The sequence below is a fragment of the Bradyrhizobium sp. CB1717 genome (genome assembly GCF_029714325.1).
In the GTDB taxonomy this organism is placed as follows: domain Bacteria; phylum Pseudomonadota; class Alphaproteobacteria; order Rhizobiales; family Xanthobacteraceae; genus Bradyrhizobium.
Genome location: NZ_CP121666.1, coordinates 4,218,202 through 4,244,455, shown reverse-complemented (window position 1 = coordinate 4,244,455; position 26,254 = coordinate 4,218,202). Strand labels below are relative to the sequence as shown.

At 65.1% G+C, this 26,254-nt stretch carries 29 protein-coding genes; 8 read left to right on the top strand and 21 right to left on the bottom strand.

Annotated features, from left to right (window positions below; genetic code table 11):
- Positions 1–63 precede the first annotated feature (63 nt).
- Positions 64–1,596 carry an acyl-CoA carboxylase subunit beta gene (locus tag QA649_RS20155; protein ID WP_018647278.1) on the bottom strand — a complete coding sequence of 511 codons (1,533 nt, stop codon included), beginning with the start codon at positions 1,594–1,596 and terminating at the stop codon, positions 64–66.
- 139 nt (positions 1,597–1,735) lie between these two features.
- On the opposite strand from QA649_RS20155, the gene QA649_RS20150 reads away from it, so the two are divergent.
- From QA649_RS20150 to QA649_RS20140, 3 genes are all read left to right on the top strand, one after another.
- On the top strand, positions 1,736–2,140 hold the full coding sequence (locus tag QA649_RS20150) for a DUF4260 domain-containing protein (protein WP_018647277.1): 405 nt from the start codon (positions 1,736–1,738) through the stop codon (positions 2,138–2,140).
- Positions 2,141–2,380: 240 nt separating this feature from the next.
- Positions 2,381–2,977, top strand: a complete 597-nt coding sequence (locus QA649_RS20145; protein WP_283025693.1) for a hypothetical protein — start codon at positions 2,381–2,383, stop codon at positions 2,975–2,977.
- A 72-nt stretch (positions 2,978–3,049) separates the two neighbouring features.
- A complete protein-coding gene (locus QA649_RS20140) occupies positions 3,050–4,042 on the top strand; it encodes a dienelactone hydrolase family protein (RefSeq protein ID WP_283025692.1) in 993 nt (330 codons plus the stop codon).
- A gap of 223 nt (positions 4,043–4,265) precedes the next feature.
- Here QA649_RS20140 and blaOXA read toward each other — a convergent pair whose 3' ends face one another.
- The 4 genes from blaOXA to QA649_RS20120 all read right to left on the bottom strand — a co-directional run bounded on the left by blaOXA (position 4,266) and on the right by QA649_RS20120 (position 7,888).
- On the bottom strand, positions 4,266–5,084 hold the full coding sequence (gene blaOXA / locus QA649_RS20135; protein ID WP_283026057.1) for a class D beta-lactamase: 819 nt from the start codon (positions 5,082–5,084) through the stop codon (positions 4,266–4,268).
- Positions 5,085–5,159: 75 nt separating this feature from the next.
- Positions 5,160–5,423 (bottom strand): EscU/YscU/HrcU family type III secretion system export apparatus switch protein, encoded by a 264-nt coding sequence (locus tag QA649_RS20130; RefSeq protein ID WP_283025691.1) that lies wholly within the window; start codon positions 5,421–5,423, stop codon positions 5,160–5,162.
- Positions 5,420–7,036, bottom strand: coding sequence for a flagellar hook-length control protein FliK (locus QA649_RS20125; protein ID WP_283025690.1), 1,617 nt, complete (start codon positions 7,034–7,036; stop codon positions 5,420–5,422). The genes QA649_RS20130 and QA649_RS20125 overlap by 4 nt, the downstream gene beginning before the upstream one ends.
- A 57-nt stretch (positions 7,037–7,093) precedes the next feature.
- Complete coding sequence (locus QA649_RS20120; protein WP_283025689.1) at positions 7,094–7,888, bottom strand: ATP12 family protein; 795 nt, start codon at positions 7,886–7,888, stop codon at positions 7,094–7,096.
- Between the two features lie 75 nt (positions 7,889–7,963).
- On the opposite strand from QA649_RS20120, the gene QA649_RS20115 reads away from it, so the two are divergent.
- Positions 7,964–8,410, top strand: a complete 447-nt coding sequence (locus QA649_RS20115) for a hypothetical protein (RefSeq protein ID WP_283025688.1) — start codon at positions 7,964–7,966, stop codon at positions 8,408–8,410.
- Between the two features lie 125 nt (positions 8,411–8,535).
- On the opposite strand, the gene QA649_RS20110 is transcribed toward QA649_RS20115, so the two are convergent.
- The 3 genes from QA649_RS20110 to QA649_RS20100 are packed head-to-tail and all read right to left on the bottom strand — an operon-like array spanning position 8,536 to position 12,570.
- Positions 8,536–9,774: an RluA family pseudouridine synthase gene (locus QA649_RS20110; protein WP_283025687.1), complete on the bottom strand. Its 1,239-nt coding sequence runs from the start codon at positions 9,772–9,774 to the stop codon at positions 8,536–8,538.
- 52 nt (positions 9,775–9,826) lie between these two features.
- On the bottom strand, positions 9,827–11,164 hold the full coding sequence (locus QA649_RS20105; RefSeq protein WP_283025686.1) for a replication-associated recombination protein A: 1,338 nt from the start codon (positions 11,162–11,164) through the stop codon (positions 9,827–9,829).
- Positions 11,161–12,570, bottom strand: coding sequence for a DegQ family serine endoprotease (locus tag QA649_RS20100; protein ID WP_283025685.1), 1,410 nt, complete (start codon positions 12,568–12,570; stop codon positions 11,161–11,163). Before QA649_RS20100 ends, QA649_RS20105 begins: the two co-directional genes overlap by 4 nt.
- Positions 12,571–12,891: 321 nt before the next feature.
- Here QA649_RS20100 and QA649_RS20095 point away from each other — a divergent pair, with 321 nt between their 5' ends.
- Entirely contained in the window at positions 12,892–14,505 is a 1,614-nt protein-coding gene (locus tag QA649_RS20095) for an OprO/OprP family phosphate-selective porin (RefSeq protein WP_283025684.1), read from the top strand.
- A 41-nt stretch (positions 14,506–14,546) separates the two neighbouring features.
- On the opposite strand, the gene QA649_RS20090 is transcribed toward QA649_RS20095, so the two are convergent.
- Entirely contained in the window at positions 14,547–14,924 is a 378-nt protein-coding gene (locus tag QA649_RS20090; RefSeq protein ID WP_018647266.1) for a helix-turn-helix domain-containing protein, read from the bottom strand.
- A 131-nt stretch (positions 14,925–15,055) separates the two neighbouring features.
- On the opposite strand from QA649_RS20090, the gene QA649_RS20085 reads away from it, so the two are divergent.
- Entirely contained in the window at positions 15,056–16,069 is a 1,014-nt protein-coding gene (locus tag QA649_RS20085; RefSeq protein WP_283025683.1) for a zinc-binding alcohol dehydrogenase family protein, read from the top strand.
- Positions 16,070–16,186: 117 nt separating this feature from the next.
- Here the strand turns inward: QA649_RS20085 and QA649_RS20080 are convergent, their stop codons facing one another.
- The gene (locus QA649_RS20080; RefSeq protein WP_283025682.1) at positions 16,187–16,483 is read right to left on the bottom strand and encodes a DUF1330 domain-containing protein; all 297 of its coding nucleotides are present in this window, start codon (positions 16,481–16,483) and stop codon (positions 16,187–16,189) included.
- 9 nt (positions 16,484–16,492) lie between these two features.
- Entirely contained in the window at positions 16,493–17,281 is a 789-nt protein-coding gene (locus tag QA649_RS20075) for an SDR family oxidoreductase (protein ID WP_283025681.1), read from the bottom strand.
- A gap of 190 nt (positions 17,282–17,471) precedes the next feature.
- Between QA649_RS20075 and QA649_RS20070 the strand changes: the two genes are divergently transcribed.
- Both QA649_RS20070 and QA649_RS20065 read left to right on the top strand, forming a co-directional pair.
- Positions 17,472–18,050, top strand: coding sequence for a tripartite tricarboxylate transporter substrate binding protein (locus tag QA649_RS20070; protein WP_283025680.1), 579 nt, complete (start codon positions 17,472–17,474; stop codon positions 18,048–18,050).
- Positions 18,011–18,448, top strand: coding sequence for a tripartite tricarboxylate transporter substrate-binding protein (locus QA649_RS20065; RefSeq protein ID WP_283025679.1), 438 nt, complete (start codon positions 18,011–18,013; stop codon positions 18,446–18,448). Before QA649_RS20070 ends, QA649_RS20065 begins: the two co-directional genes overlap by 40 nt.
- A gap of 80 nt (positions 18,449–18,528) precedes the next feature.
- Here QA649_RS20065 and rplQ read toward each other — a convergent pair whose 3' ends face one another.
- The 10 genes from rplQ to rpsE form a co-directional block, all read right to left on the bottom strand.
- On the bottom strand, positions 18,529–18,945 hold the full coding sequence (gene rplQ / locus QA649_RS20060) for a 50S ribosomal protein L17 (RefSeq protein ID WP_018647260.1): 417 nt from the start codon (positions 18,943–18,945) through the stop codon (positions 18,529–18,531).
- 121 nt (positions 18,946–19,066) lie between these two features.
- On the bottom strand, positions 19,067–20,098 hold the full coding sequence (locus QA649_RS20055; protein WP_283025678.1) for a DNA-directed RNA polymerase subunit alpha: 1,032 nt from the start codon (positions 20,096–20,098) through the stop codon (positions 19,067–19,069).
- Between the two features lie 112 nt (positions 20,099–20,210).
- Positions 20,211–20,600, bottom strand: coding sequence for a 30S ribosomal protein S11 (rpsK, locus tag QA649_RS20050; protein WP_007603045.1), 390 nt, complete (start codon positions 20,598–20,600; stop codon positions 20,211–20,213).
- A gap of 121 nt (positions 20,601–20,721) precedes the next feature.
- Positions 20,722–21,090 (bottom strand): 30S ribosomal protein S13, encoded by a 369-nt coding sequence (rpsM, locus tag QA649_RS20045; RefSeq protein ID WP_018647258.1) that lies wholly within the window; start codon positions 21,088–21,090, stop codon positions 20,722–20,724.
- 186 nt (positions 21,091–21,276) lie between these two features.
- Positions 21,277–22,158, bottom strand: coding sequence for an adenylate kinase (locus tag QA649_RS20040; RefSeq protein WP_283025677.1), 882 nt, complete (start codon positions 22,156–22,158; stop codon positions 21,277–21,279).
- Positions 22,155–23,366 carry a preprotein translocase subunit SecY gene (locus QA649_RS20035; RefSeq protein WP_283025676.1) on the bottom strand — a complete coding sequence of 404 codons (1,212 nt, stop codon included), beginning with the start codon at positions 23,364–23,366 and terminating at the stop codon, positions 22,155–22,157. The genes QA649_RS20040 and QA649_RS20035 overlap by 4 nt, the downstream gene beginning before the upstream one ends.
- A 17-nt stretch (positions 23,367–23,383) precedes the next feature.
- A complete protein-coding gene (secY, locus tag QA649_RS20030) occupies positions 23,384–24,715 on the bottom strand; it encodes a preprotein translocase subunit SecY (protein ID WP_018647255.1) in 1,332 nt (443 codons plus the stop codon).
- Positions 24,716–24,865: 150 nt separating this feature from the next.
- Positions 24,866–25,351, bottom strand: coding sequence for a 50S ribosomal protein L15 (rplO, locus tag QA649_RS20025; RefSeq protein ID WP_018322273.1), 486 nt, complete (start codon positions 25,349–25,351; stop codon positions 24,866–24,868).
- 75 nt (positions 25,352–25,426) lie between these two features.
- Positions 25,427–25,621 carry a 50S ribosomal protein L30 gene (gene rpmD, locus QA649_RS20020; protein WP_018647254.1) on the bottom strand — a complete coding sequence of 65 codons (195 nt, stop codon included), beginning with the start codon at positions 25,619–25,621 and terminating at the stop codon, positions 25,427–25,429.
- A gap of 23 nt (positions 25,622–25,644) precedes the next feature.
- On the bottom strand, positions 25,645–26,238 hold the full coding sequence (gene rpsE / locus QA649_RS20015; protein WP_008136332.1) for a 30S ribosomal protein S5: 594 nt from the start codon (positions 26,236–26,238) through the stop codon (positions 25,645–25,647).
- Positions 26,239–26,254 lie beyond the last annotated feature (16 nt).

The window sequence follows — 26,254 nt, the reverse complement described above, 5'->3', positions numbered from 1 at the left end:
AAGCGACATGCGGGACTTGGCCGAGAACCCGGATGTCGCTGCGCTCATCCGGGCTACCATTCCTCACAACGGCAAATTGTCGTGCTTCTTCGCCGGCATTTCCGTCTTCTTGTCCTTCAGCATCGCCAGCGCCCGCGCGATGCGCTTGCGGGTCGAATGCGGCATGATGACGTCGTCGATGTAGCCGCGTTCGGCGGCGATGAAGGGCGACAGGAAGCGGTCTTCGTATTCCTTGGTGCGGGCGGCGATCTTGTCGGGGTCGCCGATGTCGCTGCGGAAGATGATCTCGACCGCGCCCTTGGCGCCCATCACCGCGATCTGGGCGGTCGGCCAGGCGTAGTTCATGTCGGCGCCGATTTCCTTCGACGCCATGACGTCGAAGGCGCCGCCATAGGCCTTGCGGGTGATGACGGTGACGAGCGGCACGGTGCACTGCGAATAGGCGAACAGCAACTTTGCGCCGTGCTTGATCAGGCCGCCATATTCCTGCGCGGTTCCGGGCAGGAAGCCCGGCACGTCGACGAAGGTGACGATCGGGATGTTGAAGGCGTCGCAGAAGCGGACGAAGCGCGCGGCTTTCCGCGAGGCGTCAGAGTCGAGCACGCCGGCCAGCACCATCGGCTGGTTGGCGACGAAGCCGACGGTGCGGCCGGCGATGCGGCCAAAGCCCGTGACGATGTTCTTGGCAAAGCTCTCCGCGATCTCGAAGAAATCGCCCTCGTCCACGACCTTCAGGATCAGCTCCTTCATGTCATAGGGCTTGTTCGGATTGTCGGGGATCAGCGTGTCGAGGGAATCGTCGAGGCGCTCGATCGAATCGAAGCTCGGCCATTCCGGCACGCCGTCGGTGTTGTTCGAGGGCAGGAAGTCGATCAGGCGCCGCATCTGCAAGAGCGTCTCGACGTCGTTCTCGAAGGCGCCATCGGCGATCGAGGAGCGCGTGGCGTGCACCGAGGCACCGCCGAGCTCCTCGGCGGTCACGACTTCGTTGGTGACGGTCTTCACGACGTCGGGGCCGGTGACGAACATGTAGCTGGTGTTCTTCACCATGAAGATGAAGTCGGTCATCGCGGGCGAATAGACGTCGCCGCCGGCGCAGGGGCCCATGATGACGGAGATCTGCGGGATCACGCCCGAGGCCAGCACGTTGCGGCGGAACACGTAGGAATAGCCGGCGAGTGCCGCGACGCCCTCCTGGATACGGGCGCCGCCCGCGTCATAGAGGCCGATGATGGGCGCCCGCGCCTTCATCGCCATGTCCTGCAACTTGGTGATCTTGAGCGCGTGCGTTTCCGAGAGCGAGCCGCCGAACACCGTGAAGTCCTTGGCGAAGACAAACGTCTTGCGGCCGTTGACGGTGCCCCATCCCGTGACGACACCGTCGCCAGGCACCTTGGACTTCTCCATGCCGAACTCGGTGGAGCGGTGCTCGACGAACATGTCGAACTCCTCGAACGATCCCTTGTCGAGCAGCAGCTCGATGCGCTCGCGTGCGGTCAGCTTGCCGCGGGCGTGCTGCGCCTCGATGCGCTTCTCCCCGCCGCCGAGCTTCGCGCCGGCACGACGATCTTCAAGGGCGTCCAGGATGTGTTTCATTTGCTCCCGCCAGGTCTTAAGTGATGCGGGGTTCTAACACGGCATTTTGCGGCCCGGAAAGCCGCTTTCGCCGTCGCAGGGCTGCCCTGCCGTAGCGGGAAAGCACAAGGAATTACAAAGTTTTGTCCGGGAGACGAGCATGACGGAAGGAACGGCCGAGACGGGCGCGGCGACAGGCGGCGTCAACATCCTGCTGCGGCTGGAGGGCCTGACCCTGTTTGTGGGCATGGTGATGCTCTACGCGGCCTGGGACGGGTCGTGGCTGGTGTTTGCCCTGCTGTTCTTCGTCCCCGATCTGAGCTTCCTGGCATACCTGTCCGACGCCAAATTCGGCGCGATGGTCTACAACGCCGCCCACAGCTACATGGCGCCGGTGACGCTGCTGACGCTGGGCTTCGGCCTTGCCTCGCCCCTCACTTTGTCCATCGCCTTGATCTGGCTCGCCCATATCGGCATCGACCGGGCGCTCGGCTACGGCCTGAAATATTCCGCCGGGTTCGGCTTCACCCATCTCGGCCGGATCGGGCGGCAGAGGGACGCCTGATCCCGCTTCGGCTGACTGCGTAGCCCGGATGGAGCGAAGCGTAATCCGGGTTCTCCCCGAGCTGCCCTGTCCCGGATTGCGCTGCGCTCCATCCGGGCTAGGGGACCGTATTTGCCGCGCTAGCCGGTTGACCGGGCCGACCGATTCAGGCTTGCTTCAAGCCTTGCGATCAGGCGCCGAATGTTGCGTGAGCCAAGTCGGTACGGCGGCGGTCATCATGCCCTGGCTCAAGCATCACCCATGTCCGCGACGGTCGTCCCACTGCCGCCGAACCCATCGTCCGAAACCATCGACTTCCTGCGGCGCATGGCCAGCATGGTGTCGGGGCGGAACGGTGAGATGCTGCTGCGCGCAGCCCGCATGATCGAGTCGCTGAGCCAGCGCGCGATGTCGGCCGAACGGCTGTATCATCAGGCGCAGGAAGAGAGCACGCGCAGCACCGAGCTGCGCGAGGCCGCCGAGCTCGCCTCCGATGCCATGGTCGGCCAGATCGAGGCGCTGCAGAGACAGCTTGCGGACGTCACCGCGGCGGCTGCCGCCGAGCGCGCCGCCTTCGATGCCGAGCGCGGCAAACTGCTCGGCCTGATGCAGCACGCAGAGAGCCACATCGGCAAGCTCACGAGCGAGCTCGACAGCTTGCGCGCCTCCGTGGACAGTTTCAACGAGACCGTGGTCTCGGTGCCGATCGAGGTGCTGCGGCTGGCGCGGACGCAGTTCGATTATCTCTCCAGCGGCTTTGCGCGACGCGGCGACGTGATCTCGCAGGCGATGAGCGAGATCGGCGGCTTTGCGATCGACCAGGCGCTGACGGCGAAGAAGTCGGCGGACAAGGGCTGAGACCGTCGCGCGTCAAATTGACAGCGCACAGGTCCGTTGCTCTACTCCCCGAAAATCACAAGGGAGGATCCGATGCCGACGGCATTCCGCGCCGCCATGGTGCTCATTGCGCTCTGCGTTTCCACCGTATTCGCCAATGCGCAGGCGCTTCCCAAGGAAGTCGCCACGCGCGCCGAGATCTATCCGATCCCCTCGCTCACCCTCTCCGACCAGCAATTTCTCAGCGGCGATGCAGCCGCGGGCAAGGCGGTGACGGTTGCCGGCGAATTCCGCGTTGCCCAGGGCACCGGCAGGCTGCCGGTCGTGGTGCTGATGCACGGTTCGAGCGGCGTCGGCGCCACGACCGAGGCCTGGGTGCACGCCTTCAATGCCATGGGCATCTCGACCTTCGTGATCGACGGTTTTACCGGGCGCGGGTTGACGGTGGTGGGGCCGAACCAGGCCCTGCTCGGCCGGCTCAACCTGATCGTCGACATCTACCGCTCGCTGGAGATCCTGGCGAAGCACCCGCGCGTCGACCCCGACCGCATCGTACTGATGGGTTTTTCGCGCGGCGGACAGGCGACGCTTTATGCGAGCCTGGAGCGTTTCAACAAGCTCTGGAACAAGTCCGGCATCCAGTTCGCAGCGTACATCCCGTTCTATCCGGACTGCTCGACGACCTATGTCGGCGATAGCGAGATCGCCGCGCGCCCGATCCGCATCTTCCACGGCACGCCTGACGACTACAATCCCGTAAGGAGCTGCAAGGCCTTTGTCGAGCGGCTCAAGAGCGCCGGGCGGGACGTGGTGCTGACCGAATATCCCGACAGCGCGCACGGCTTTGACAGCGGCCTGCTCGGCGTCAACACCGTTGCCGTGTCGGCGAATGCGCAGACCGTGCGCAACTGCAAGATCAAGGAAGGTGACGGCGGCGTGCTGATGAATGGCGATACGAATGCGCCGTTCACCTACAAGGATTCCTGCGTTGAGCTCAACCCGCATGTCGGCGGCAATCCGACGACCGCCGCGGAGTCGCGCAAGGCCGTGGAGGAGTTCTTGCAGGTGTTGTTCAAGCTGGGTTAGGCGCGGAAGCAGCTCGCAGACGAGATGCCGTAGGGTGGGCAAAGCGAAAGCGTGCCCACCACTAGATGATGGTGGGCACAGCGCTGCGCGCCTTTGCCCACCCTACGGCTCCTCGGCCATAGGAGACACCGCATACTCCGTCTTCCCGCGGCAGCAGTCTGGATTGCTTCGTCGCAAGAGCTCCTCGCAATGACGGTGGCCGAGCGGCGCCGGCGCGACAGCGCTAGATCGCGCCGATCTCGGCAAGGCAGGCTTGCGTCAGCGGCATGCGCTCGCCGATGAGGCGCGGCTCCTTGCAATCCATGTTGAGCGCGAACACGGTGTGCGCCTCACCCTTCTCGGCCCAGCCGACCATCCAGCCGAGTGACGGCTCGCCGCGCTCGGCACCCAGGAGGCCGGACTTGGCGCGGATGACGCTGTCGCCGACCTTGGTCACGGGCAGGATGTCAGCGACGTGGTCCTGGCTGCGCTTGGAAAGCGGCAGCGCTCGGCGGCGCAGACGGTCGACGAAATCGATTTGCTCGACCGGATCGATGCGCAAATTCCCGGTGAGCCAGAACTGGTCGATGCCGCCGCCGATGTCGCGATTGCCGTAGTCGAACTCGTCGACATATTTCTGCATGCGCTCCTGCCCGATGCGGCGCGCGATCTCCTGATAGACCGGCACCGCGCTGACAGCGATCGCGCTGCGCAACGTGTGATCCTTGTTCCAGGCTTCGATCGGTCGCTTGACGCCGTCCCAGGGAAACACGTCCTTGTCGGGATCAGCGACGACACCGGTCTCCAGCGCGATCAGCGAGTTCGGAATCTTGAAGGTCGAGGCTGGCAGCTTGCCCTCGCCCGAGCGCTCCTTGTCGCTGGCGACGATCAGATAGTCCTCGACCTTGTAGCCGACGAAGGTGCCTGACGTGCCGAGATCGGTGAAGCGCTTGGCGAGGCTGTCGCGGATCTCGTTGCGCGGTGGCGCGACATGGGCGAGTGCACGTGACGGCAATGTGGCGGCTGCGGCGAGAAGGCCGAGGGTGGAGCGGCGGGTGAGCAAGAGCGGGATCCGATAAATGATGAAGGTGGCCGCGACCATGCAGCCGCTACGTGGTGAAACGATGACAGCTTGTTTCTACCGCCCCCGGCCTGACAGCCGCAGCACGAACACCAGCACTTCGGCGACGGCCTTGTAGAGATCCGGCGGGATCTCCTCCCCGAGCTCGACCTTGGAGAGCGCGCCGGCCAAAATTTCGTTCTCCTCGATCGGGATGTCGTTGGCCTTGGCGATCTCGACGATCTTTTCGCCGATCGAGCCCTTGCCCTTGGCGACGACGACGGGCGCGCCGGAGCCTTTCTCGTAATGCAGCGCGATCGCAAGCTTGGATGGATCGCTCATGTGGCGCGGTCCAGGAAGTGGCCGGCGCGGGCCGGCGCCGGCTGCGGCGGCGTGCCGTCGCGCACGACGATGTCGCCGGGCTTGAGCTCGGCCTTGGTCATCGCCTGGCTGAGCTCACCGATTCCGGCGCGGAGCTGCTGCGCGGTCGCCGGCCGCTCCGCCCACATCCGCACGAAGGTCTTGTCGCCGTTCAGCGTGATCAGCGCGTGCACGGGCCCGGCCGGCTCGACATTGAGCGTGAAGCGCGCACGCCAGGCGCGCTTGGCGGGATCGGCGGATTCGTTGCCCCCATCGCGCGAGATCTCGAACTGCGCCATCGCGGTGCCCTGCGGGGTCGCGAACGGGATCTCGAAATTCCACTGCGGCGCGGCCGGATCGATGCGGTGACCAGAGGCATCCGTGCGATCGGGGAGCGAGGCAACCTGCAACAACGTCTGCCGCGCGATCGCCGCATCGGTGTCATCGAGCAGACGATGCACGGTCGCGGCCAGAGGTGCGTCCGGTGCAAGCGATGGCAAAGCGACAGGCTGCGACGTTGGCAGCGCGCCGCGGAACGGCGGCGGTGTGGTCGCGCGCGCGGCGGCCTCGAACACGTGACCATCCGGCACGGCCTTGCTGGAGCCCGGCAAATTGCCGAGCATGCGCGGCAGGTTCTGCGTGACCTCTTGCAGCAGGCTGGCGGCAAGGCCTGCGGACATGGTTCGCAGCACCGCGGCTTGCGGATTGCCGCCCGCCATCTCCGCCAGCACGGCGGCGGCAAGCGCGCCGCGCGACAATTGCGTCGGTTGGGCGACCTGCGCGTCGGGTGAAGGCATCACTGCCTGCGTGGCCTCACCTGCCAGCAAAGCTGCGGTCTGCGGCGTGGCCGCGGCGCTCGTCGGCAGCGCGGCGCCTCGCGCCGGCGCCGGCGGCACGGTGGTCTCAAGGGTGGCCAGGGTCTGGCGCAGCACCAGCAGCGCGGCCTTCAAGTCCGGCGTCGCGCCAGGAGACGGCGTTGTGCCTGCGGCCAATGAGGCTTCGAGGAAGAGCCCGGACTTGTTGAATGCGGATTCGATATCGCCGCCATCAAGCGCGGTGTCGAGCGGCGTCTGCTGCGCCAGCACGTCCTGCACCGCCTGCTTCAATCCCGCTGGCAAATCACTGCTTGTCACGACGGAGGCCAGATTGGCGAACAGCGGCGCCTGGCTGCCCTGTTTCGTCACGGCCTCGGCCGAAGCGGCGCTGACGGCGACCTGCTCGGACGGGGTCAGGGTATTGCGCACCGGGACCGCCGACGGCGCAAGCGGCGGGCTGTCGACCAGCGAGGCCGCGCGCGGCGTCAGCGTAATCTGATCGGCAGTCGCCTCGCCTGCCCCGCTCATCACGGCGAGCCGGATCGTGCCGTCGTTCTGCGACACCGCGAGCTGGAGGTTTTGCCCCGGCGTCAGCGCCACCTCCGACATCACGTCCATCGAGAGATTGGCGATGGCGATCCGCACCAGATTGTCGGCGATCACGCTGACCACCCTTGCGTCGACGACGCTGCCGGCCTGAAGCACGAGATCGGGCGTCGTCGCATCAGCCACAGGGCTGGCGGCACTGACGGGAACGATCGAGCTTATCGGCGTCGGCATCTCAAGGGGCCTGGGAAACGCGAGCCCCCACCCTAAGGCCCCCTCGTAAACCTCTCGTTAAGGACCTTGGGCCGCGGGCGGCTTCACGGCCGCCAGAACCGTCACGGCGGCCTGAAAATCCTTCAGGCGGGCGGCGCGGCGGGCGGCCGCCTCCTCGTCCACGCCCCATTGCTCGGCGTTCCAGTCCTCATCGACATGGGCGGCGGCCCAGACCTGGTCCGCATCGCGCACGCCATGGGCGAGCGCCAACGCCAGCAGCGCCGAGCCGGTCAGGGTCGTCACCACGTGGAGGGCTGCGACCGACCAGGCATCGCCGGGCAGCGCGGCCCGGGCGGCCTGCAGCGCCTCGTCCGGCTGTTTCACATGCATGACGCCCTCGGACAGGATGAAATGCGCGCCCAGCGTCTCCGCGGCCCAGAACAGCACGGGGTCCCAGTGCGCGGCCTCACGGGCGACCAGCCCCTCGGGATGGCCGGCCCGATAGAACAGCAGGTCGGACTCGAAGTATTTTGCAAGATCGTCGCTGACGAGCTCGACGCGATCGACGACGCCCTCGACCACGCTGTTGGCGATCCGGGTCAGCGGCATGGTGACAGGGTCGATCGTCTCGCCCTGGGCCGCCCATTCCGCGGCCACCGCATCGGCCAGCGCGCGCGCGGGGATCGCCACCTGACGGCCGGAGGGCGTGCGGATCGGCTTGCCGTCGAGCGTGATGGCGAAGCCGCCGTCGGCATCCGTGACGCCGGCCGCCTTGTAGAAGCGCTTGCGCAGCGGCGTGCGCGCGGATTGGCGCGCCGATTCCCGCGGATCCGGCGGGGGCTGGCCTGCTGCTTCTTCGAACAATTCGCGCATGTGAGTTTTCGGTCCCGGTCGCTGGATGCTAGGCTTGTAAGATAAGACCTGTGGCCGATAAAGCGAGCGGCGGGCATGAGGGAACTTGCGGGCATTGGGGCCCTGTTGGCAGGACTTTGGCTGGCCGCGGCGGAGGCAGGTTTCCGCACCCCGGAATCGCTGGTCCGCAACGTCTATGCCCATTACGGCGAAGGCGCGCCGGAGCTGTCGAAAGGCCTGCCGCGTGATGCCGTGACCGCCCGCCAGTTCTTCGATCTGCCCCTGCGCAAGGCCTGGAGCACGCCGAGAGTCGAGCCCTACGATTTCCTGGTGCAGAGCCCGAGCTGGAAGCTCGGCCCGGTCGCGATTGAGGTCGTCCGCAAGCAGTACGACAAGACTTATGTCGCGGCGAATTTCGACAATCACGGCCGCCGGGTGGTGCTGAACTTCGTCCTCGTGAACGGGCCCGAGGGCTGGCTGATCACGGATGTCGAGAGCCCGCACGACTCCTTGCGGATGTTCTTGGAGCAGTTTCGGAATTGAAGGAAGGCCAACCACTGCTGTTTCCGCACCGTCATTGCGAGCGCAGCGAAGCAATCCAGAATCTTTCCGCGGAGGCAGTCCGGATTGCTTCGTCGCAAGAGCTCCTCGCAATGACGGGGGTACCCCTACTCCTCCGGCGCGTTCTCGATCGGGTCGAACCGGCTGGCATCGAGCCCAAGCAGATTCCACGACTGCTGCATATGCGGCGGCAGCGGCGCGGTGGCGTCGATCACGCCGCCGCGCGGATGCGGAATGACGATGCGGCGCGCGAGCAGATGCAGGCGGTTTTGCAGGCCGCCCGGCAGTTGCCAGTTCTCGATGTTGAAATATTTGGGATCGCCGACGATGGGATGGCCGATATGCTCCATGTGGGCGCGGAGCTGGTGGGTGCGGCCCGTCACCGGCTTCAGCGACACCCAGGTCAGCTTGTTGCCGGCGGTCTCGACCACCGCGTAATACGTCACCGCGTGGCTGGCGCCCTCGTCGCCATGCTGGGCGATGCGCATGATGGTGTCGTCCTCGCTCTCCTCCTTGGCAAGGAAGGTCGAGATGCGGCCCTGCTTGGGCTTCGGCAGGCCCGGCACCAGTGCCCAATAGACTTTTCGCGCCGAGCGCGAGCGGAAGGCCCCGGTCAGATGCGAGGCGGCAAAGCGCGTCTTGGCGATCAGGAGACAGCCCGAGGTCTCGCGGTCGATGCGGTGCACGAGGCGCGGCTTCTGGCCCTTGGCATCGCGCATCACCTCCAGCATCTGGTCGATATGCCGCGTCATCCCCGAACCGCCCTGCACGGCAAGGCCCGCCGGCTTGTTCAGCACGAGGACGTCGTCGTCCTCGTAGATCGTCATCTCCTTCAGCGCCTTGAGCGTCTTCTGCGCGGCCTCCGAAAGCTCGCCGACCGCCTTCGGCGTGTCGAGCTTCAGCGGCGGAATGCGGACGCTCTGTCCCTCCTCCAGCCGGTCCTTGCTGTCGACGCGCTTGCCGTCGACGCGCAGCTCGCCTTTGCGGACGACGCGCTGGATGTGGGAGAATGACAGACCGGGAAAGCGCGCCTCGAGGAAGCGGTCGACGCGCATGTTGTTCTCGTCGGCCGTGACTGTGACGGTCTGCACCTTGGTCGGCAGCAGCGCCTCGACCGGCTTCTCCGGCGCAGGCCTTTCCTGGGCGGCTTTGGACGGCCGCCGCTCGGCACGCTCGGGGCCACGCCGCTCGGCGCGCTCGCCGGCAAAGCGCGGCGGCTTGCTGCCGGGCTTGCCCCCCGGACGCGGCCCGGCCTTCTTCGCGCTGCGCGCCTGATGCGGGCGTGCGTCATCGCGCTCGTCACGCGAACGGGGCTTTGGATTCATTCTCTTGATGCGGCGGCTCATGAATGCCTGCGTACCCTAAAAGCGGCCTTCCGTCACGACGAAATGGCCGCCTCTAGCGCGAGCCGCCCCGCTCCTTGCGCAGCTTGGCCCAGTAATCCAGCCGTTTCCTGATCTCCCGCTCGAAGCCGCGCTCGGGCGGGTCGTAGAAGGTCTGGCGGCCCAGGGCTTCCGGGAAGTAGTCCTGGCCGGAGAAGGCATCCGGGGTGTCGTGGTCGTATTCGTAACCGGTGCCGTAGCCTTCCGACTTCATCAGCTTGGTCGGCGAATTGAGGATGTGTTTGGGCGGCAGCAGCGAGCCGGCCTGCTTGGCGACCTGCATCGCCGTGCCGAAGGCGGCGTAGACCGCGTTCGATTTCGGCGCGGTGGCGAGATAGACCACGGCTTGCGCGATGGCGAGCTCGCCCTCGGGATGGCCGAGGAAGTCGAAGGCGTCCTTGGCGGCATTGGCGACGACGAGCGCCTGCGGATCGGCAAGACCGATGTCCTCGACCGCCATGCGCACGACGCGGCGGGCAAGGAACAGCGGGTCTTCGCCGGCATCCAGCATGCGCGCGAGATAATACAGCGCGGCGTCGGGATCGGAGCCGCGCACCGATTTATGCAGCGCCGAGATCAGATTGTAGTGACCGTCGGCCGACTTGTCGTAGATCGGCGCGCGGCGCTGCAGGATGTCCTGCAACTGCGCGGCGTTGAAAATCTCGTCCGCTCGCGCCGAACGCCAGACCTCCTCGGCGAGCGTCAGCGACGCGCGGCCGTCGCCATCGGCCATGCGCACCAGCACCGCGCGCGCTTCGGCGTCCAGCGGCAGCTTCCTGCCCTCGACCGCCTCGGCATGCGCGAACAGCTTTTCGATCGCGGCGGCGTCGAGCGAGCGGAACACCAGCACGCGCGCGCGAGAGAGCAACGCCGCGTTGAGCTCGAAGGACGGGTTTTCGGTGGTGGCGCCGACCATCACCACCGTGCCGTCTTCCATCACGGGCAGAAACGAATCCTGCTGGGCGCGGTTGAAGCGATGTACCTCGTCGACGAACAGCAGCGTGCCCTTGCCCATCTCGCGGCGGGCGCGCGCGGCGTCGAACGCTTTCTTGAGGTCGGCAACACCGGAGAACACCGCGGAGATCTGCTCGAAGTGCAGATCGGTGGCGTCCGCCAGCAACCGCGCCACCGTGGTCTTGCCGGTGCCGGGCGGGCCCCAGAACACCAGCGAGCCCAGCGTGCGCGTCTCCAGCATGCGCGTCAGCGCGCCGTCGGGGCCGAGGATGTGATCCTGGCCGACGACCTCCGACAGCGCACGCGGACGCAAGCGATCCGGCAGCGGATGCGGGGCCTCGTGATCGAGCCCCGCCGCGGCGAAGAGCGTTGGCGTCTCCTGTGGTCGCTTCGGACTCATCCGCCCAGCGTAACGTTGATCTGCTGACCGCCGCGCACCAGCGTGATGCGCCAGATCCGCGGCCGCTCGCTCGCGGCCTTCTCGAGATCGCCGGTCTTGCTGATCTTCTGGTTGTTGACGGCGAGGATGATGTCACCCTTCTGGAAGCCCACACTCGCCGCCGCGCTGTCGCCGCCGAGATCGGCGATCACGACGCCTTCGGTGTCGGCGTCCAGATGCAGCTCGTCGGCAACCGCCGGCGTGATGGTCGAGACCTTCGCGCCCTGGAACGGCGAACGCGCGGTAATGACGAGCTCGTTGCGCCCGGTGTCGGGCGCGGTCTCCAGCGCCACGGTCAGCTTGACCGGCTTGCCGCCGCGCTGCACGTCGATCTGCGCGGTGCCGCCCAAAGGACGCGTGGCGAACCGATAGTCGAAGGCGTTGGGATCATCCACGGCCTGGCCGTCGATGCCGGTGATGAGATCGGAGGATTTCAGGCCGGCCTTGGCCGCGGGGCCGTTCGACACCACGCTCGCGACGAGCGCTCCGGTCGGCGAGCGCAGGCCGAGGCTCTCGGCGATCTCCGGCGTCACCGCCTGCAGCTTTGCCCCCAGCCACGGCCGCTTCACCGCCTTGCCGCCGCTCTTGGCGGAGGCGACGACGACACGAACCATGTTGGCGGGAATCGCAAAGCCGATGCCCTGCGAGCCGCCGGAGCGCGAATAGATCGCGGTATTGATGCCGGCGAGCTTGCCGCTCATGTCGACCAGCGCGCCGCCGGAATTGCCGGGATTGATCGCCGCATCGGTCTGGATGAAGAACTGGTAATCGGTGATGCCGACCTGCGTGCGCGCCAGCGCCGAGATGATGCCGTGCGTCACCGTCTGGCCGACGCCGAAGGGATTGCCGATCGCGAGCACGATGTCGCCGACCAGCAGCTCGTCGGAATTGGTGAAGTCCAGCGTCGGAAATTTCTCCTTGGTGTCCTTCAGGCGGAGCACGGCCAGATCAGTGCGGGAATCTTTCAGTAGGATCTCGGCCTCGAACTCGCGCTTGTCCGACAGCGATACCCGGACCTGGTCCGCGCCCTCGATGACGTGGACATTGGTGACGACGAGGCCGGAGGCATCGACGATGACGCCGGAACCGAGCGAGCGCTGCATCTGCTCGGGTTGCTGGCCCGGCACGCCGAAGAAGCGGCGGAAGATCGGATCGTCGAGCAGCGGATTGCGGTTCTGCACTACCTTCGCGGCATAGACGTTGACGACCGCCGGCTGCACCCGCTGCACGATCGGCGCATAGGACAGCCGCAGCTCGGCCGGCGAGGACGGGACACGGCGGTCCTGGGCGGCGGCTGGATTGAAGTGGGCTGAAAACGCTATGCACAGTGCCGTGACGACCACGGCGGGACGGATCGATCGAAACATTCCTACCTCTCGGAAAAGACGACGGAATATAGGCGCGTTCGCCAGGCAATAGAAGGGCGCCGGGCGGCAATATTCGGCTCCCCGGTGTGTCCGGCCTGCAAGCCCCGCGTGCGAATCGGCAATTTGGAGCGACTGTCCATTGGCATGATGCGCATCATCCAGCATTCTGGTGAGAAGCGGATTCGGTTGCGGCGAATTTGCATCAGTGGGAACCGCGCAACCGGGCGCAGCGTCGCGGGGCAGTCATCGACCCCACCTAGGCTCTCCGTTCGCGACTTGGGAAGTGACTTGGGGAAGTTCGTCAAACGATGGAGGCGTAACGTGAGCAGGACAAGACTTGCAGCCACGGCGATTGGTCTCGCCGGCGCGCTGGCGGCCTCGCAGGCCCAGGCCCAATCGGCCAGCAACAGTGAGCAGGAAATTGCGCTGCTGAAGCAACAGCTGAAGCTACTCGAGCAGAAGCTCGACAAGCTGCAGAGCCAGACCGCGGCAAACACGGCGGCCACGGCGAAGGCGAAAGCCGAAGCCAAGGCTGAGGCGAAGGCCGAAGCGCGCTCGGAAGCCAAGGCGGTGGTCGCCAACGCCAACGCGGCAATCCCGCTCAAGGGACCGGCGCCCGCCTCCGGCGTCGTCGTCACGATGCCGAACAACCGGCCAACCATCTGCACCGCCGACCAGGCCAACTGCGTCGCCATCACCAGCCGGTTGCACTACGACATTGGCGGCTATGATTATCGTCCCAACACCGCGGCCACCGTGCCGCAAAAGCTGGACAGCGGCGAGAACGTCCGCCGCGCGCGCATCGGCGTGACCGGCAAGTTCTTCCACGACTGGAATTTCGCGCTGATCTACGACTTCGGCGGCTCCTCCGACGGATTCGGCGGCGCCGCCGCGGGCTCGCTGCCGGGCGGCGGCGTCTCCGGCGTGGAGAACGCCTATATCAGCTACACGGGCCTGAAACCGTTCGGCGGGCGCATGGCGGTCGAGGCCGGCATCATGGACCTGCCTTACACTCTGGACGAGGCCACGAGCTCCAACGACATCCTGTTCATGGAGCGCGCCTCACCCGGCGTGGTCGCCACCAACATCGCCGCCGGCGACTTCCGCTCCGCCGCCGGTACGCGCTGGTACAACGATCAGCTCTGGATCGGCGGCTACGTCACGGGGCCCTCGACCGGCGCGATCCATTCCGCCTCGAGCGCGGCGCCTGCGGGCACGAGCGAGCAATATGGCGCGGTGGCGCGTGTTGCCGGCAACCCGATCAGCGGCAAGGACTACTCGGTGCATATCGGCGCCGACGCGCAATGGCTGATCCAGCCGCCGCGCAACCTGATCGCCAACACCCAGACGGTGACGCTGAGCGATCGTCCCGAATTGCGTCTCGACCCGACCACTTTGATCTCGACCGGCGCGATCGCCAATGTCTCGGGCGCGCAGGTCTACAGCCTCGAAGCCGCGGCAACCTACGGGCCGTTCATCGTGCAGGGCGAGTATTTCTGGTACAATGTCGACCGCACCGCCAACACCAGCGTTCCGCTGGTCGGCGCACCGAGCCTGAAATTCCAGGGCGGCTATGCTCAGGCAGGTTACGTGCTGACGGGTGAGACCCACACCTACAACGCCGGCAACGCCGCCTATGGCGGCATCAAGCCGGCGCATCCGTTCTCGCTCGATGGCGGCGGCTGGGGCGCGTGGGAGATCGCGGGACGCTTCTCGACGATCGACCTCAACGACCAGCTCGCGACCGCCAACGGCGTCGCCGGTGGCCGGCAGAACGTCTACACCCTGGCGCTCAACTGGTACGTCAACGGCAACGTCCGCTTCATGCTGGACTACCTGCATGGCGACATCTCCAGGCAGGCGTCAGCGGTCTCGAGCGCCAATGTCGGCTCGAAATTCGACGCGGTCGCGATGCGCACGCAGTTCGCGTTCTGACACGATATCGTCCGGGAGCGGCAGGGACCGCTCCCGGATACTCACGCCGCCCGCTTCGGCTTCTTCACGACCACCGGCGGCGGCGCGCAGGACAGCCGCTGCTGATGGCTCTCGCCCCAGGCCTTCAAAATATCGATCACAGGCTTGAGGCTCTCGCCGAGCTCGGAGAGGCAGTACTCCACCCGCGGCGGCACCTCGGCATAGACCTTGCGGATGACGAGCTTGTCCTCCTCCAGCGCGCGAAGCTGTTTGGTCAGCATGCGCTGGGTGATGCCGGGCATCCGGCGGCGCAATTCGCCGAAGCGCTGGGTTCCGCTCTGCAGGTGATAGAGGATCACGCCCTTCCACTTGCCATCGATCAGATCCAGCGTCGCCTCGACCGAACAGCCGGGACGACGGGCAAAATTGCGCCGTTTCATGCGTGTTTTCCCAATAGTATCCAAACAGGGACTATATCCCCGAATTTACAGTACTTGCCAAATGGACGCCATGGGGACAGTTAGCAGGCCAGGCGCACGCGACAAGCTGCGCCAACTGATGGAGACACGCCATGAAGGCCGTCGGCTACAAGAAGTCGCTTCCGATCGAGGACGCGAATTCACTGATCGATTTCGAGACCGCAAAACCCGAGCCCAAGGGGCGCGACATCCGCGTTGCCGTGAAGGCGATCTCGGCCAATCCAGTCGACTACAAGGTGCGCAAGCGCGCCGCCCCGCCCGAGGGCGAGACCAAGATTCTCGGCTATGACGCAGCCGGTGTGGTCGATGCCGTCGGGCCTGAGGTCACGCTGTTCAAGCCGGGCGACGAAGTGTTCTACGCCGGCTCGATCCTGCGCCAGGGCACCAACGCCGAATTCCATCTGGTCGACGAACGCATCGTCGGCAACAAGCCGAAGTCGCTCTCGTTCGCGCAGGCAGCAGCCCTTCCCCTCACCTCCATCACCGCCTGGGAATTGCTGTTCGATCGGCTCGGCGCCGTGCCCGGCAAGAGCGTCGATCCGCGCACGCTGCTGATCACGGGCGGCGCCGGCGGCGTCGGCTCGATCCTGATCCAGCTCGCTCGCCGCCTCACCGGCCTCACGGTGCTCGCGACCGCGACGCGTCCGGAATCGCAGAAATGGTGCCTCGATCTCGGCGCGCATGCGGTGATCGACCACGGCAAGCCGATGAAGGAGCAGATCGAGAGCTTGAAGCTGCCGCCGGTCGCGCTGGTGGCGAGCCTCACCTTCACCGATCAGCACTACAAGAGCATCGCGGAGTTCATGGCGCCGCAGGGACGGTTCGGCCTGATCGACGATCCCCCGGAATTCGCCATGAGCACGTTCAAGGGCAAGGCGATCTCGGTGCACTGGGAATCGATGTTCACGCGCTCCTCGTTCCAGACGCCTGATATGATCGCGCAGCATCATCTGCTCAACGACGTCGCCGACCTCATCGACAAGGGCGTGCTGCGCACCACGCTCGACCAGACCTTCGGCACGATCAACGCCGCCAACCTCAAGCGCGCGCATGCGCTGCTGGAGAGCGGCAAGTCGCGCGGCAAGATCGTGCTGGAGGGGTGGTAGCGAAGACCTCGTTAGGGTGGGCAAAGGCGCACTTGCGCCGTGCCCACCATCTCCTCGACACGCGCAATCAAGGTGGTGGGCACGCTTGCGCTTTGCCCACCCTACGGCACCGGCGCTCTAGGCTGGCACCACGCCCTCGACAAATATCAAGCGCCGCTCCAGCGCAGCGGCGCGGATCTTCAACGCCTCGGCATATTCCGGCGAGGCGTACCATTCCTTCAGCCTCGCCATCGACGGGAATTCGACGATGACGATGGCCTTCGGCGGAAGGTTGCCTTCCGCCAGCTCGGCCTTGCCGCCACGGACGAGATAGCGCCCGCCAAACTGCGCGATCGTCTTCGCGGCGAGCGCGCGATAGGCTTCAAATCCCTCGAGGTCGCGCATCTCGACTTCAGAAATCGCATAAGCGGTCATAGGCGGCTCTTATGCGATCGTATTGACGATGCCGCCTTCCGCTCGCAAAGCCGCGCCATTGGTCGCAGACGCTTGCTTCGACGCGACGTAAACAACCATGTTCGCGATCTCGTCGACACTCGCAAAACGCTGGATCAGCGAGCTCGGGCGATGCTGCTTGACGAAATTGGCCGCGGCCTCGTCCACGGACTGCCCGTTTTGCTTCGCGAGATCCTTCACGAAGGTCTCGACGCCCTCCGACATGGTCGGACCCGGCAACACCGAATTCACGGTGACGCCGGTGCCGCGGGTGAGCTGCGCGAGGCCGCGCGCAACGGAAAGCTGGGCCGTCTTGCTCATGCCGTAGTGGATCATCTCGACGGGAATGTTCAGCCCGGACTCCGAGGAGATGAAAACGATACGGCCCCAGTTGCGCTTGAGCATACCCTTCATGTAGGCGCGCGACAGCCGCACGCCGCTCATCACGTTGACCTCGAAGAAGCGGCTCCAGTCCTCGTCGGGGATGTCGAAAAAGTCCTTCGGCTCGAAGATGCCGGCGTTGTTGATGAGGATGTCGATCTCGGGCAGAGCGGCCACCAGCGCCTTGCAGCCCGCGGCGGTGGAGACGTCGGCTGCGATGCCGCGCACCTTGGCGCCCGTCCCTTCCAGCTTGCGCACGGCCGCATCGACCTTGTCCTGGCCGCGCCCGTTGATCACGACGCTCGCGCCCGAGACGGCAAGGCCTTTGGCGATGGCATGGCCGATGCCGGCGGTCGAGCCGGTCACGAGGGCGGTCTTTCCGGAAAGGTCGATGTTCATGTACTATCTCCATCAGATTGATGATCGGGATATCGGACGCCGCGGATCGGGCCGCAATCGGCGCTCACCAATCAGTGAGACGCCTGGCACCTTTCCTGCAACCCCGCGGACACCGTGCACTGCCACTGGAACGATTGTTGCTTGTCTATCCGGAATTCTCTTGCTCACACAGAAACGGAAGAACGACGCGATGAACAGAACGGCTTTGACGGTTGCGCTCGGTTTGGTCGGCTTGATTGCTGGCAATGCGCCCGTACCGGCTCAGGCGGTCTATCCGGAAAAGTCGCTGCAATTGATCGTCCCCTTCCCGCCCGGCGGCGCTTCCGACGTGGTCGCGCGCATCATCGGCGGCGAATTGGAGACGCGGCTCGGCAAGCCCGTGATCATCATGAACCGTCCCGGCGGCGGCACCACGATCGCGGCCAAGGAGGTCGCGCGCTCGGCGCCTGACGGATACACCCTGTTCTTCAGCTCGAACTCGAGCTTCACGCTGCCGGCGGCCGTGAAGGAAAGCGTGCCTTACGACGCGGCCAAGGATTTCGAGCCGCTCGGCCAGGTCGGCAAGATCACGCTGGCGCTGGTCACCTACAAGGACAATCCGGTCAAGGACGTGGCTGCGCTCGTCGCCGAGGCCAAGGCCAATCCCGACAAGCTGTCGCTGGCGTCCTTCGGCGTCGCAACCGTCTCGCATTTTGCCGGCGACTGTTCAAATCGGCGGCCGGGGTCAAGATGGTCCACCTGCCCTACAAGGGCAGCGCGCCCGCGATGAACGACCTCATCGGCAAGCACATCCAGTACCACGTCGACACCGTGATCGCGGTGAAGCCGCAGATCGAAGCCGGCACCGTCAAGGTGCTCGCTGTGTTCTCGGGCAAGCGCACGCCGTTCCTGCCCGACGTTCCGACGCTCGCCGAGCTCGGCTATGGCAATATCGACTTCGCCTCATGGGGCGCCGTGGTCACTCCCAAGGGCTTGCCGCCGGCCGTTCACGACAAGCTCTCGGCGACCCTGGAGGAGACGATCAACAATCCCTCGGTGGCCGAGCGCTTCGCCAAGGTCGGCTTCGAGCCGGGCTTCTCGCGCTACAGCGACTGGGCGGGAGCGATCGGCAAGGAGACCGCTGAAATGAAGGACATCGCCCAAAAGGCAGGGATCAAGGAGGAATAGCCTCGCGGATCCGCCGCTGGCCCCAAAAACAAAAGCGGCGCCCGAGGGCGCCGCTTTCAATTCTGTCCCGCAGAAACGGCTTACGCCGCCTCGGCTTCCTTCTCCTGCACCGGGCCGGAATCCTGACCCTTGGCATCGACATCGCGATCGACGAACTCGATCACGGCCATCGCGGCATTGTCGCCGTAGCGGAAGCCGGCCTTGATGATGCGGGTGTAGCCGCCCTGGCGGTCCTTGTAGCGGGTCGCCAGCACGTCGAAGAGCTTCTTGACCTGATCCTTGTCGCGCATCTCGGAGATCGCCTGGCGGCGCATGGCCAGCCCGCCCTTCTTGCCGAGGGTGACGAGCTTCTCGACGATCGGACGGAGCTCCTTGGCCTTGGGCAGCGTGGTGACGATCTGCTCGTGCTTGATCAGCGCGGCCGCCATGTTGGCGAACATCGCCTTGCGGTGTTCGGCCGTGCGGTTGAGCTTCCGATGAACCTTGCCGTGACGCATGTGTCTATTCCTTACGTATGAACTGCCGCGACGGTTCGTCGGACCAGTTGCTCAGGTGGGCTTCCTGCGTTCGCCCATAACAATCGCGGCCAGATGTCTCCGGCCGCGACGGTGAAGTCGATCAGTAGTGATCCTCGAAGCGCTTGGCGAGCTCGTCGATGTTCTCCGGCGGCCAGCCCGGCACTTCCATGCCGAGATGCAGACCCATCTGGGCCAGCACTTCCTTGATCTCGTTCAGCGACTTGCGGCCGAAGTTCGGGGTGCGGAGCATTTCGGCTTCCGACTTCTGCACGAGATCGCCGATGTAGACGATGTTGTCGTTCTTCAAGCAGTTGGCCGAACGCACCGACAGCTCGAGCTCGTCCACCTTCTTGAGGAAGGCCGGGTTGAAGGCGAGGTCCGGGATGATCTCCTGGGCGACTTCCTTGCGCGGCTCTTCGAAGTTGACGAACACGTTGAGCTGATCCTGCAGGATGCGGGCGGCGTAAGCCACGGAGTCATCCGGCGTCAGCGCGCCGTTGGTCTCGATCGTCATGGTCAGCTTGTCGTAGTCGAGGATCTGGCCCTCGCGGGTGTTCTCGACCTTGTAGGAGACCTTGCGGACCGGCGAGTACAGGCTGTCGACCGGGATCAGACCGATCGGCGCGTCCTCGGGGCGGTTGCGCTCGGCGGGCACATAGCCCTTGCCGGTCGAGACCGTGAACTCCATGCGGATCTCGGCACCCTCGTCGAGCGTGCAGATCTGGAGGTCCGGATTGAGCACCACGACATCGCCCACGGTCTGGATGTCGCCGGCGGTGACGACGCCCGGGCCCTGCTTCTTCACGACCATGCGCTTGGGGCCTTCGCCCTGCATCTTGATCGAGATGTCCTTGATGTTGAGCACGATGTCGGTGACGTCCTCACGGACGCCAGCGATCGAGGAGAACTCGTGCAGCACGCCGTCGATGTGCACCGACTGCACCGCCGCGCCCTGGAGCGAGGAGAGCAGGATGCGGCGCAGCGCGTTGCCGAGGGTCTGGCCGAAGCCGCGCTCGAGCGGCTCGGCGACGATGGTCGCAAAGCGGGTCGAATCGCTACCGGGCTGAATCTGGAGCTTGTTCGGCCGAATCAGTTCTTGCCAATTTTTCTGGATCGTCACTGTTTCACCCATACAGGCCAGTCGAACTGCCGTTGCAGACACTGGCGTTGGAGAAAGGCCGCAGGCCACGCCCGCGGCTTCTTACAAAAGTCATTGCGGGCGCCGATGCGCCCGCAACTTGGTATCAAACGCGCCGACGCTTGCGGGGACGGCAACCGTTGTGCGGGATCGTGGTCACGTCGCGGATCGAGGTCACGGTGAAGCCTGCGGCCTGGAGCGCGCGGAGCGCCGATTCGCGGCCCGAACCGGGACCGGCGACTTCGACTTCCAGCGTGCGCATGCCGTGCTCCTGCGCCTTCTTCGACACGTCCTCGGCGGCAACCTGCGCCGCATACGGGGTCGACTTGCGCGAGCCCTTGAAGCCCATCGTGCCGGCGGAAGACCAGGCAATCGTGTTGCCCTGCGCGTCGGTGATGGTGATGGTCGTGTTGTTGAACGACGAGTTCACGTGCGCAACGCCGGAGGCGATGTTCTTGCGCTCACGACGGCGAACGCGGGTGGCTTCCTTGCCCATTGAGTCCCTTTCCTGAAGATCTCAAACGCCGCCGTAATGCCAGCGGCTACACCTGTGGAACGAAAAGCGCGTGGCGAACGGGTATCCCCTTTCGCCACACGCCGCGATGGAGTGCGAAAACTTACTTCTTCTTGCCGGCGATGGCCTTGGCCGGCCCCTTGCGCGTACGCGCATTGGTGTGGGTACGCTGACCGCGCACCGGCAGACCGCGACGATGGCGCAGGCCGCGATAGCAGCCGAGGTCCATCAGACGCTTGATGTTGATGCCGACCTCACGACGCAGGTCGCCCTCGACGAGATAGTCGCGGTCGATCACTTCGCGGATCTGAAGAACTTCGGCGTCGCTGAGCTGATTGACGCGACGATCCTCGGGGATCTTCACCTTCTCGATGATGTCACCGGCGATCTTCGGGCCGATGCCATGGATGTACTGAAGCGCGATCAGCACGCGCTTGTTGGTGGGAATGTTCACGCCGGCAATACGGGCCACGGCTTTCTCTCCTGTTGCCGATCCCTCGTCAGGAATCGGGCTTAAGTGCTTGCTTTCTCGGGCAGGTATTCACAAACGCGAACACGACGCCCACCACCGGTCTTCCTGGGGCCCGGCATCGTCTGAAACTATCCGACTTGGATGCGGGGCTTATTAGGGGATTCCAGGGGCTTTCGTCAACCGCTGCTAGCGCTTGGCTCGCTTTTTCGTGACCTTTTTTGGTCCCTTCTTCGAACCTTTTTTGACGGTCTTCTTGGCGGTCTTTTTGACCGTTTTCTTGGCGGTTTTCTTGGCGATTTTCTTCGCCGCCTTCTTGGTCCCCTTCACGGCCTTCTTGGCCGCTTTTTTGGTGGTTTTGGCCGATTTGACGGCCTTTTTAGCCGATTTCGCCGGCTTTTTGGCAGCCGTGACCGTCTTGGACTTGGCCTTCTTGGCCGGGCCCGACTTGGCTGCACTGCGGGCGTGGGTCTTGGGTTCCACCGCCCCGAGCGCCAGGAGCTGGCGATGGATGGCGCGGGTAACCTCGTCGATGGCCATCATGCCGTCGATGGTGGAGAGCTTCCGCCGCTCGGAATAGTAGTGAATCAGAGGTTCCGTCTGGCTGCGGTAGCTGGCCAGGCGCTTGGTTAGAACCTCCGGAGTGTCGTCCACCCGGACCTCCTCCCCGCGCTCGCGCATCTGGGCAACGCGGGTCTCGACGCGACTCAGCAGCGCACTCTCGTTGACGCGGAGCTCGATCACGGCGTCGAGCTTCAGGTGCTTGTGCTTCAGCAGCTCGTCCAGCGCCTCGGCTTGCGGCACGGTGCGCGGGAAGCCGTCGAGGATGAAACCGTTCTTGGCGTCCGGCTGGTCGATGCGATCGGAGATGATTCCAACCACGACGTCATCAGGGACGAGGCTGCCGCTGGCCATGATCTCCTTGGCCTTCAGCCCGACCGGCGTTCCCGCCGCAACGGCTGCGCGCAGCATCTCGCCGGTCGAGAGCTGGACGATGCCATAGCGCTGCACCAAGAGCTGCGCCTGGGTCCCCTTGCCCGACCCCGGCGGTCCCAGAAGTATAATTCTCATCGGCGTACGCCCCCCGGATTGGTGAGCGATACGTCGCGCACCTGTGTTTTGATATCAAGAGCGGTGCAAACCACAACCAGCGCCGCACCGCCATCGACGACCATACTATAAGGCAGCCCTATCCCGTAAAGGTCGAACACCTCCGGAATCAACTGCAACGCAGTCAGGTAGACGGCTCCAACGACCGTCGTCAATGACACGACGCGATCGAGATAGCCGGCGGTGGCCTCGCCGGGAGCGATACCGGGAATTGTGCCGTTATGCCGGGCCAGGGATTTGGCGGTGTGTTCGGGATCGACGACATAGGCGGTGTAGATGAAGGCGAGCATGAAGACCGCGATCGACACGAGGATCATGTGCGCCGGCTGCCCCAGCTGGAGATGCCGGTAGGCCGCGGCGACCAAGGGGTGGTCGCCGCCGAGGATGAAGCCGGCAAAGGCAAGCGGTAGAAAGAAGATCCACGGCGCCACCGTGACCGGAATCAGATACCCGGCGCTGTTGAGCTTGATCGGCAGCATCGCGTCGCGCGTAGGCAGTTGCCGCGTGCCGACGTTGCGTGCGGCGAACTGGACCTGGATATTTCGCCGCGCACCTTCGACGAGCACGATCATGACAACGGCCACGACCCAGAACACGGCATGGCCGAGGGCGACGTTACCCGAGATCGCGCCCTGCCGGACAGCATCCATGATACCGGCGATGTTTTGCGGTATCGCGACGAGAAAGCCGGCGCTCAAAATCAGCGCCAGGCCGTTGCCGATGCCGTAGCGGGTGATCTGCTCGCTGAGCCAAATCAGAACGAACACACCTCCAACGATCGAGGCCGTGGCCGCGAGAACAGGCCAGTCGTCCGGATCAGGAACCAGCGCCGGAATTGTCTGGATCGCCGAGGCGTAGCCGTAGGCCTGGAAGGTGGAGAACAGCAGAGTGAGGATCAGCGTGTAGCGCGCGATGCTGCGCCGGCCACGCTCGCCTGACTTCTCGAGCAAGTTCAGGCCCTGCCATACCAGCGAGAGAACCCGAATGACGATCGCAGCGCTCAGATAGGGAAGGATACCGAGCGCGAAGATCGAGAAACGGCCGCCATGTTCGGCCGGGAACGACAGGCTCGTCGCGCCCATCCCCACGAACGGGATCTGCGTGCCGAGCCTGAAAAGGAGCAGCGCGCCGATCGTGAAAGCGATCCGGCGCGCGAGCTCCCTGCTCATCTAGAGCGACGCCGCAGCTAGCGGCGGCGACCGCGCAGCTTGGACTTGCGGATCAGGCCTTCATACTGATGGGCCAGCAGATAGCCCTGCACCTGAGCCACCGTGTCCATGGTGACGCTGACGACGATCAGCAGCGAGGTACCGCCGAAGTAGAACGGCACCGAGGCGTAGGAGATCAGGATCTCCGGAATCAAGCAGACGATGGCGAGATAGATCGCACCGAGCACCGTGATGCGCGACAGCACGTAGTCGATATATTCGGCGGTGCGCTCGCCCGGACGGATGCCCGGAATGAAGCCGCCGTGCTTCTTCAGATTGTCCGCGGTCTCGGTCGGGTTGAACACGATCGCGGTGTAGAAGAACGCGAAGAACACGATCAGGGCCAGATACATGATCAGGAACAGCGGACGGCCGTGGCCGAGCTGGGTGGTGATCCACTGGAACCATTCCGGCCCGCTGCCCGCGTTGAAGTTCGCAACCGTGGTCGGCAAGAGCAGCAGCGAGGACGCGAAGATCGGCGGAATCACGCCCGAGGTGTTGAGCTTGAGCGGCAGATGCGAGGACTGGCCCTCGAACATCTTGTTGCCGACCTGGCGCTTCGGATACTGGATCAAGAGCCGGCGCTGGGCGCGCTCCATGAACACGATGAAGGCGATCACGGCGACGGCCATGATGATGACGACCAGGATCAGACCGGTCGACATCGCGCCCTGACGGCCGAGCTCGAGCATGTTGGCGAGCGCCGCTGGCAGCTCGGCGACGATGCCGGCGAGAATGATCAGCGAGATGCCGTTGCCGATGCCGCGCGAGGTGATCTGCTCGCCCAGCCACATCAGGAACATGGTGCCGCCGGTCAGTGTGATCGCCGTGGACAGGCGGAAGAACATGCCGGGATCGCTGACGACGTTGCCGGCGCCTTCGAGACCCACCGCGATACCGTAGGACTGGAACGCGGCCAGGATCACGGTCAGGTAGCGGGTGTACTGGTTCAGCAGCTTACGGCCGGCCTCGCCTTCCTTCTTCAGCGCCTCGAGCTGCGGCGAGACGGTGGTGAGGAGCTGGATGATGATCGAGGCCGAGATGTACGGCATGATGTTCAACGCGAAGATCGCCATGCGGTGGATGCCGCCGCCGGCAAACATGTTGAACATGCCGAGGATGCCGCCCGCCTGGGACTTGAACACCTGCTCCCAGATGTTGGGATCGATGCCCGGCAGCGGGATGTAGGTTCCGAGCCGATAAACGAGCAGCGCACCCAGGGTGAACCAGATGCGCTTCTTCAGTTCGTCGGCCTTGGCAAACGCGCCGAAATTGAGATTGGCTGCCAGTTGTTCCGCTGCAGAGACCATCTTGGACTTTCTCCCGCCGCCTATTGCGCCGTCATGCCCGCGGCCGGGCTACTATCTAGCGGACGCCGGACATTATCTGGGGCTCGGCTTCGATAAGTCCACGTCCCGCATGCGTAAAGGCCCGCGAGCCGCGGGCCAATGACGCAGTTGTTACGCCGCCTCGCCTTCTTCCTTGGCAGGGGCGAGGATCTTCACCGAGCCGCCGGCCTTCTCGACCGCCGCGATCGCGGTCTTGGTGGCGCCATGCACTTCGATGTTGAGCTTGGACTTGAGCTCGCCACGGCCGAGCAGCCGCAGGCCGGCCTTGGCGCGACGCAGCACGCCGCCCTTCACCAGGGCCTCGACGTTCACGACGCTGCCGGCGTCGATCTTCTTGGCATCGACCGCTTCCTGGAGCCGGTCGAGATTGATCTCGGCGAACTCCACGCGGAAGATGTTGTTGAAGCCGCGCTTGGGCAGACGGCGATGCATCGGCATCTGGCCGCCTTCGAAACCCTTGATGCGCACGCCCGAACGCGCGGTCTGGCCCTTGCCGCCGCGGCCGGACTGCTTGCCCTTGCCCGAACCGATGCCGCGGCCGACGCGCATACGCTTTTTGCGCGAGCCGGCGTTGTCGGCGATATCGCTGAGCTTCATCGCCCTTCTCCTTGTGTCTTGCGCCCGATTGTCACCGAAAACCGGTCCCCGCTTTTCGGGATCGTGCGCCGCTTCTTACTTCTCGTCGACGATGCGGACGAGATGGTGAACCTTCTCGATCATGCCGCGGACCGCCGGGGTGTCCTGCAGTTCGCTGGTGCGACCGATCTTGTTGAGCTTGAGCCCGATCAGCGTCGAACGCTGCGAGTGATGGCGGCGGATCGCGCTGCCGATCTGCTCGAGCTTGATCGTTTTGGTGGCCTTGGCCATGGGAGTCTACTCCAAAGCTTCCGTTAGTCGGCAGCCGCCTCGGCATCGCCACCGATACGGCGCGACTGCAGAGTGGACACCTTGATGTTGCGGCGGGCTGCGACCGAACGCGGCGAATCCTGATGCTTCAGCGCGTCGAAGGTCGCGCGAACCATGTTGTACGGGTTCGACGAGCCGATCGACTTCGCCACCACGTCCTGGACGCCGAGCGTCTCGAACACGGCGCGCATCGGGCCGCCGGCGATGATGCCGGTACCGGCCGGAGCTGCACGCAGGTAGACACGGCCCGCGCCATGACGGCCGGCGATGTCGTGATGGAGCGTGCGGCCCTCGCGCAGCGACACCCGGGTCAGGTTGCGCTTGGCGGACTCGGTTGCCTTGCGGATCGCCTCAGGCACTTCGCGCGCCTTGCCGTGACCGAAGCCGGCGCGGCCCTTCTGGTCGCCGATCACGACCAGCGCTGCGAAACCGAAGCGCTTGCCGCCCTTGACGACCTTGGCCACGCGGTTGATGTGGACCAGCTTGTCGACGAACTCGCTGTCGCGCTCCTCGCGCTCCTTGCGTTCACGTCCGCCGCCGCGTTGATCGCGTCCACCACGTTGTTCGCGTTCTGCCATTTTTCCAATCCTTCAG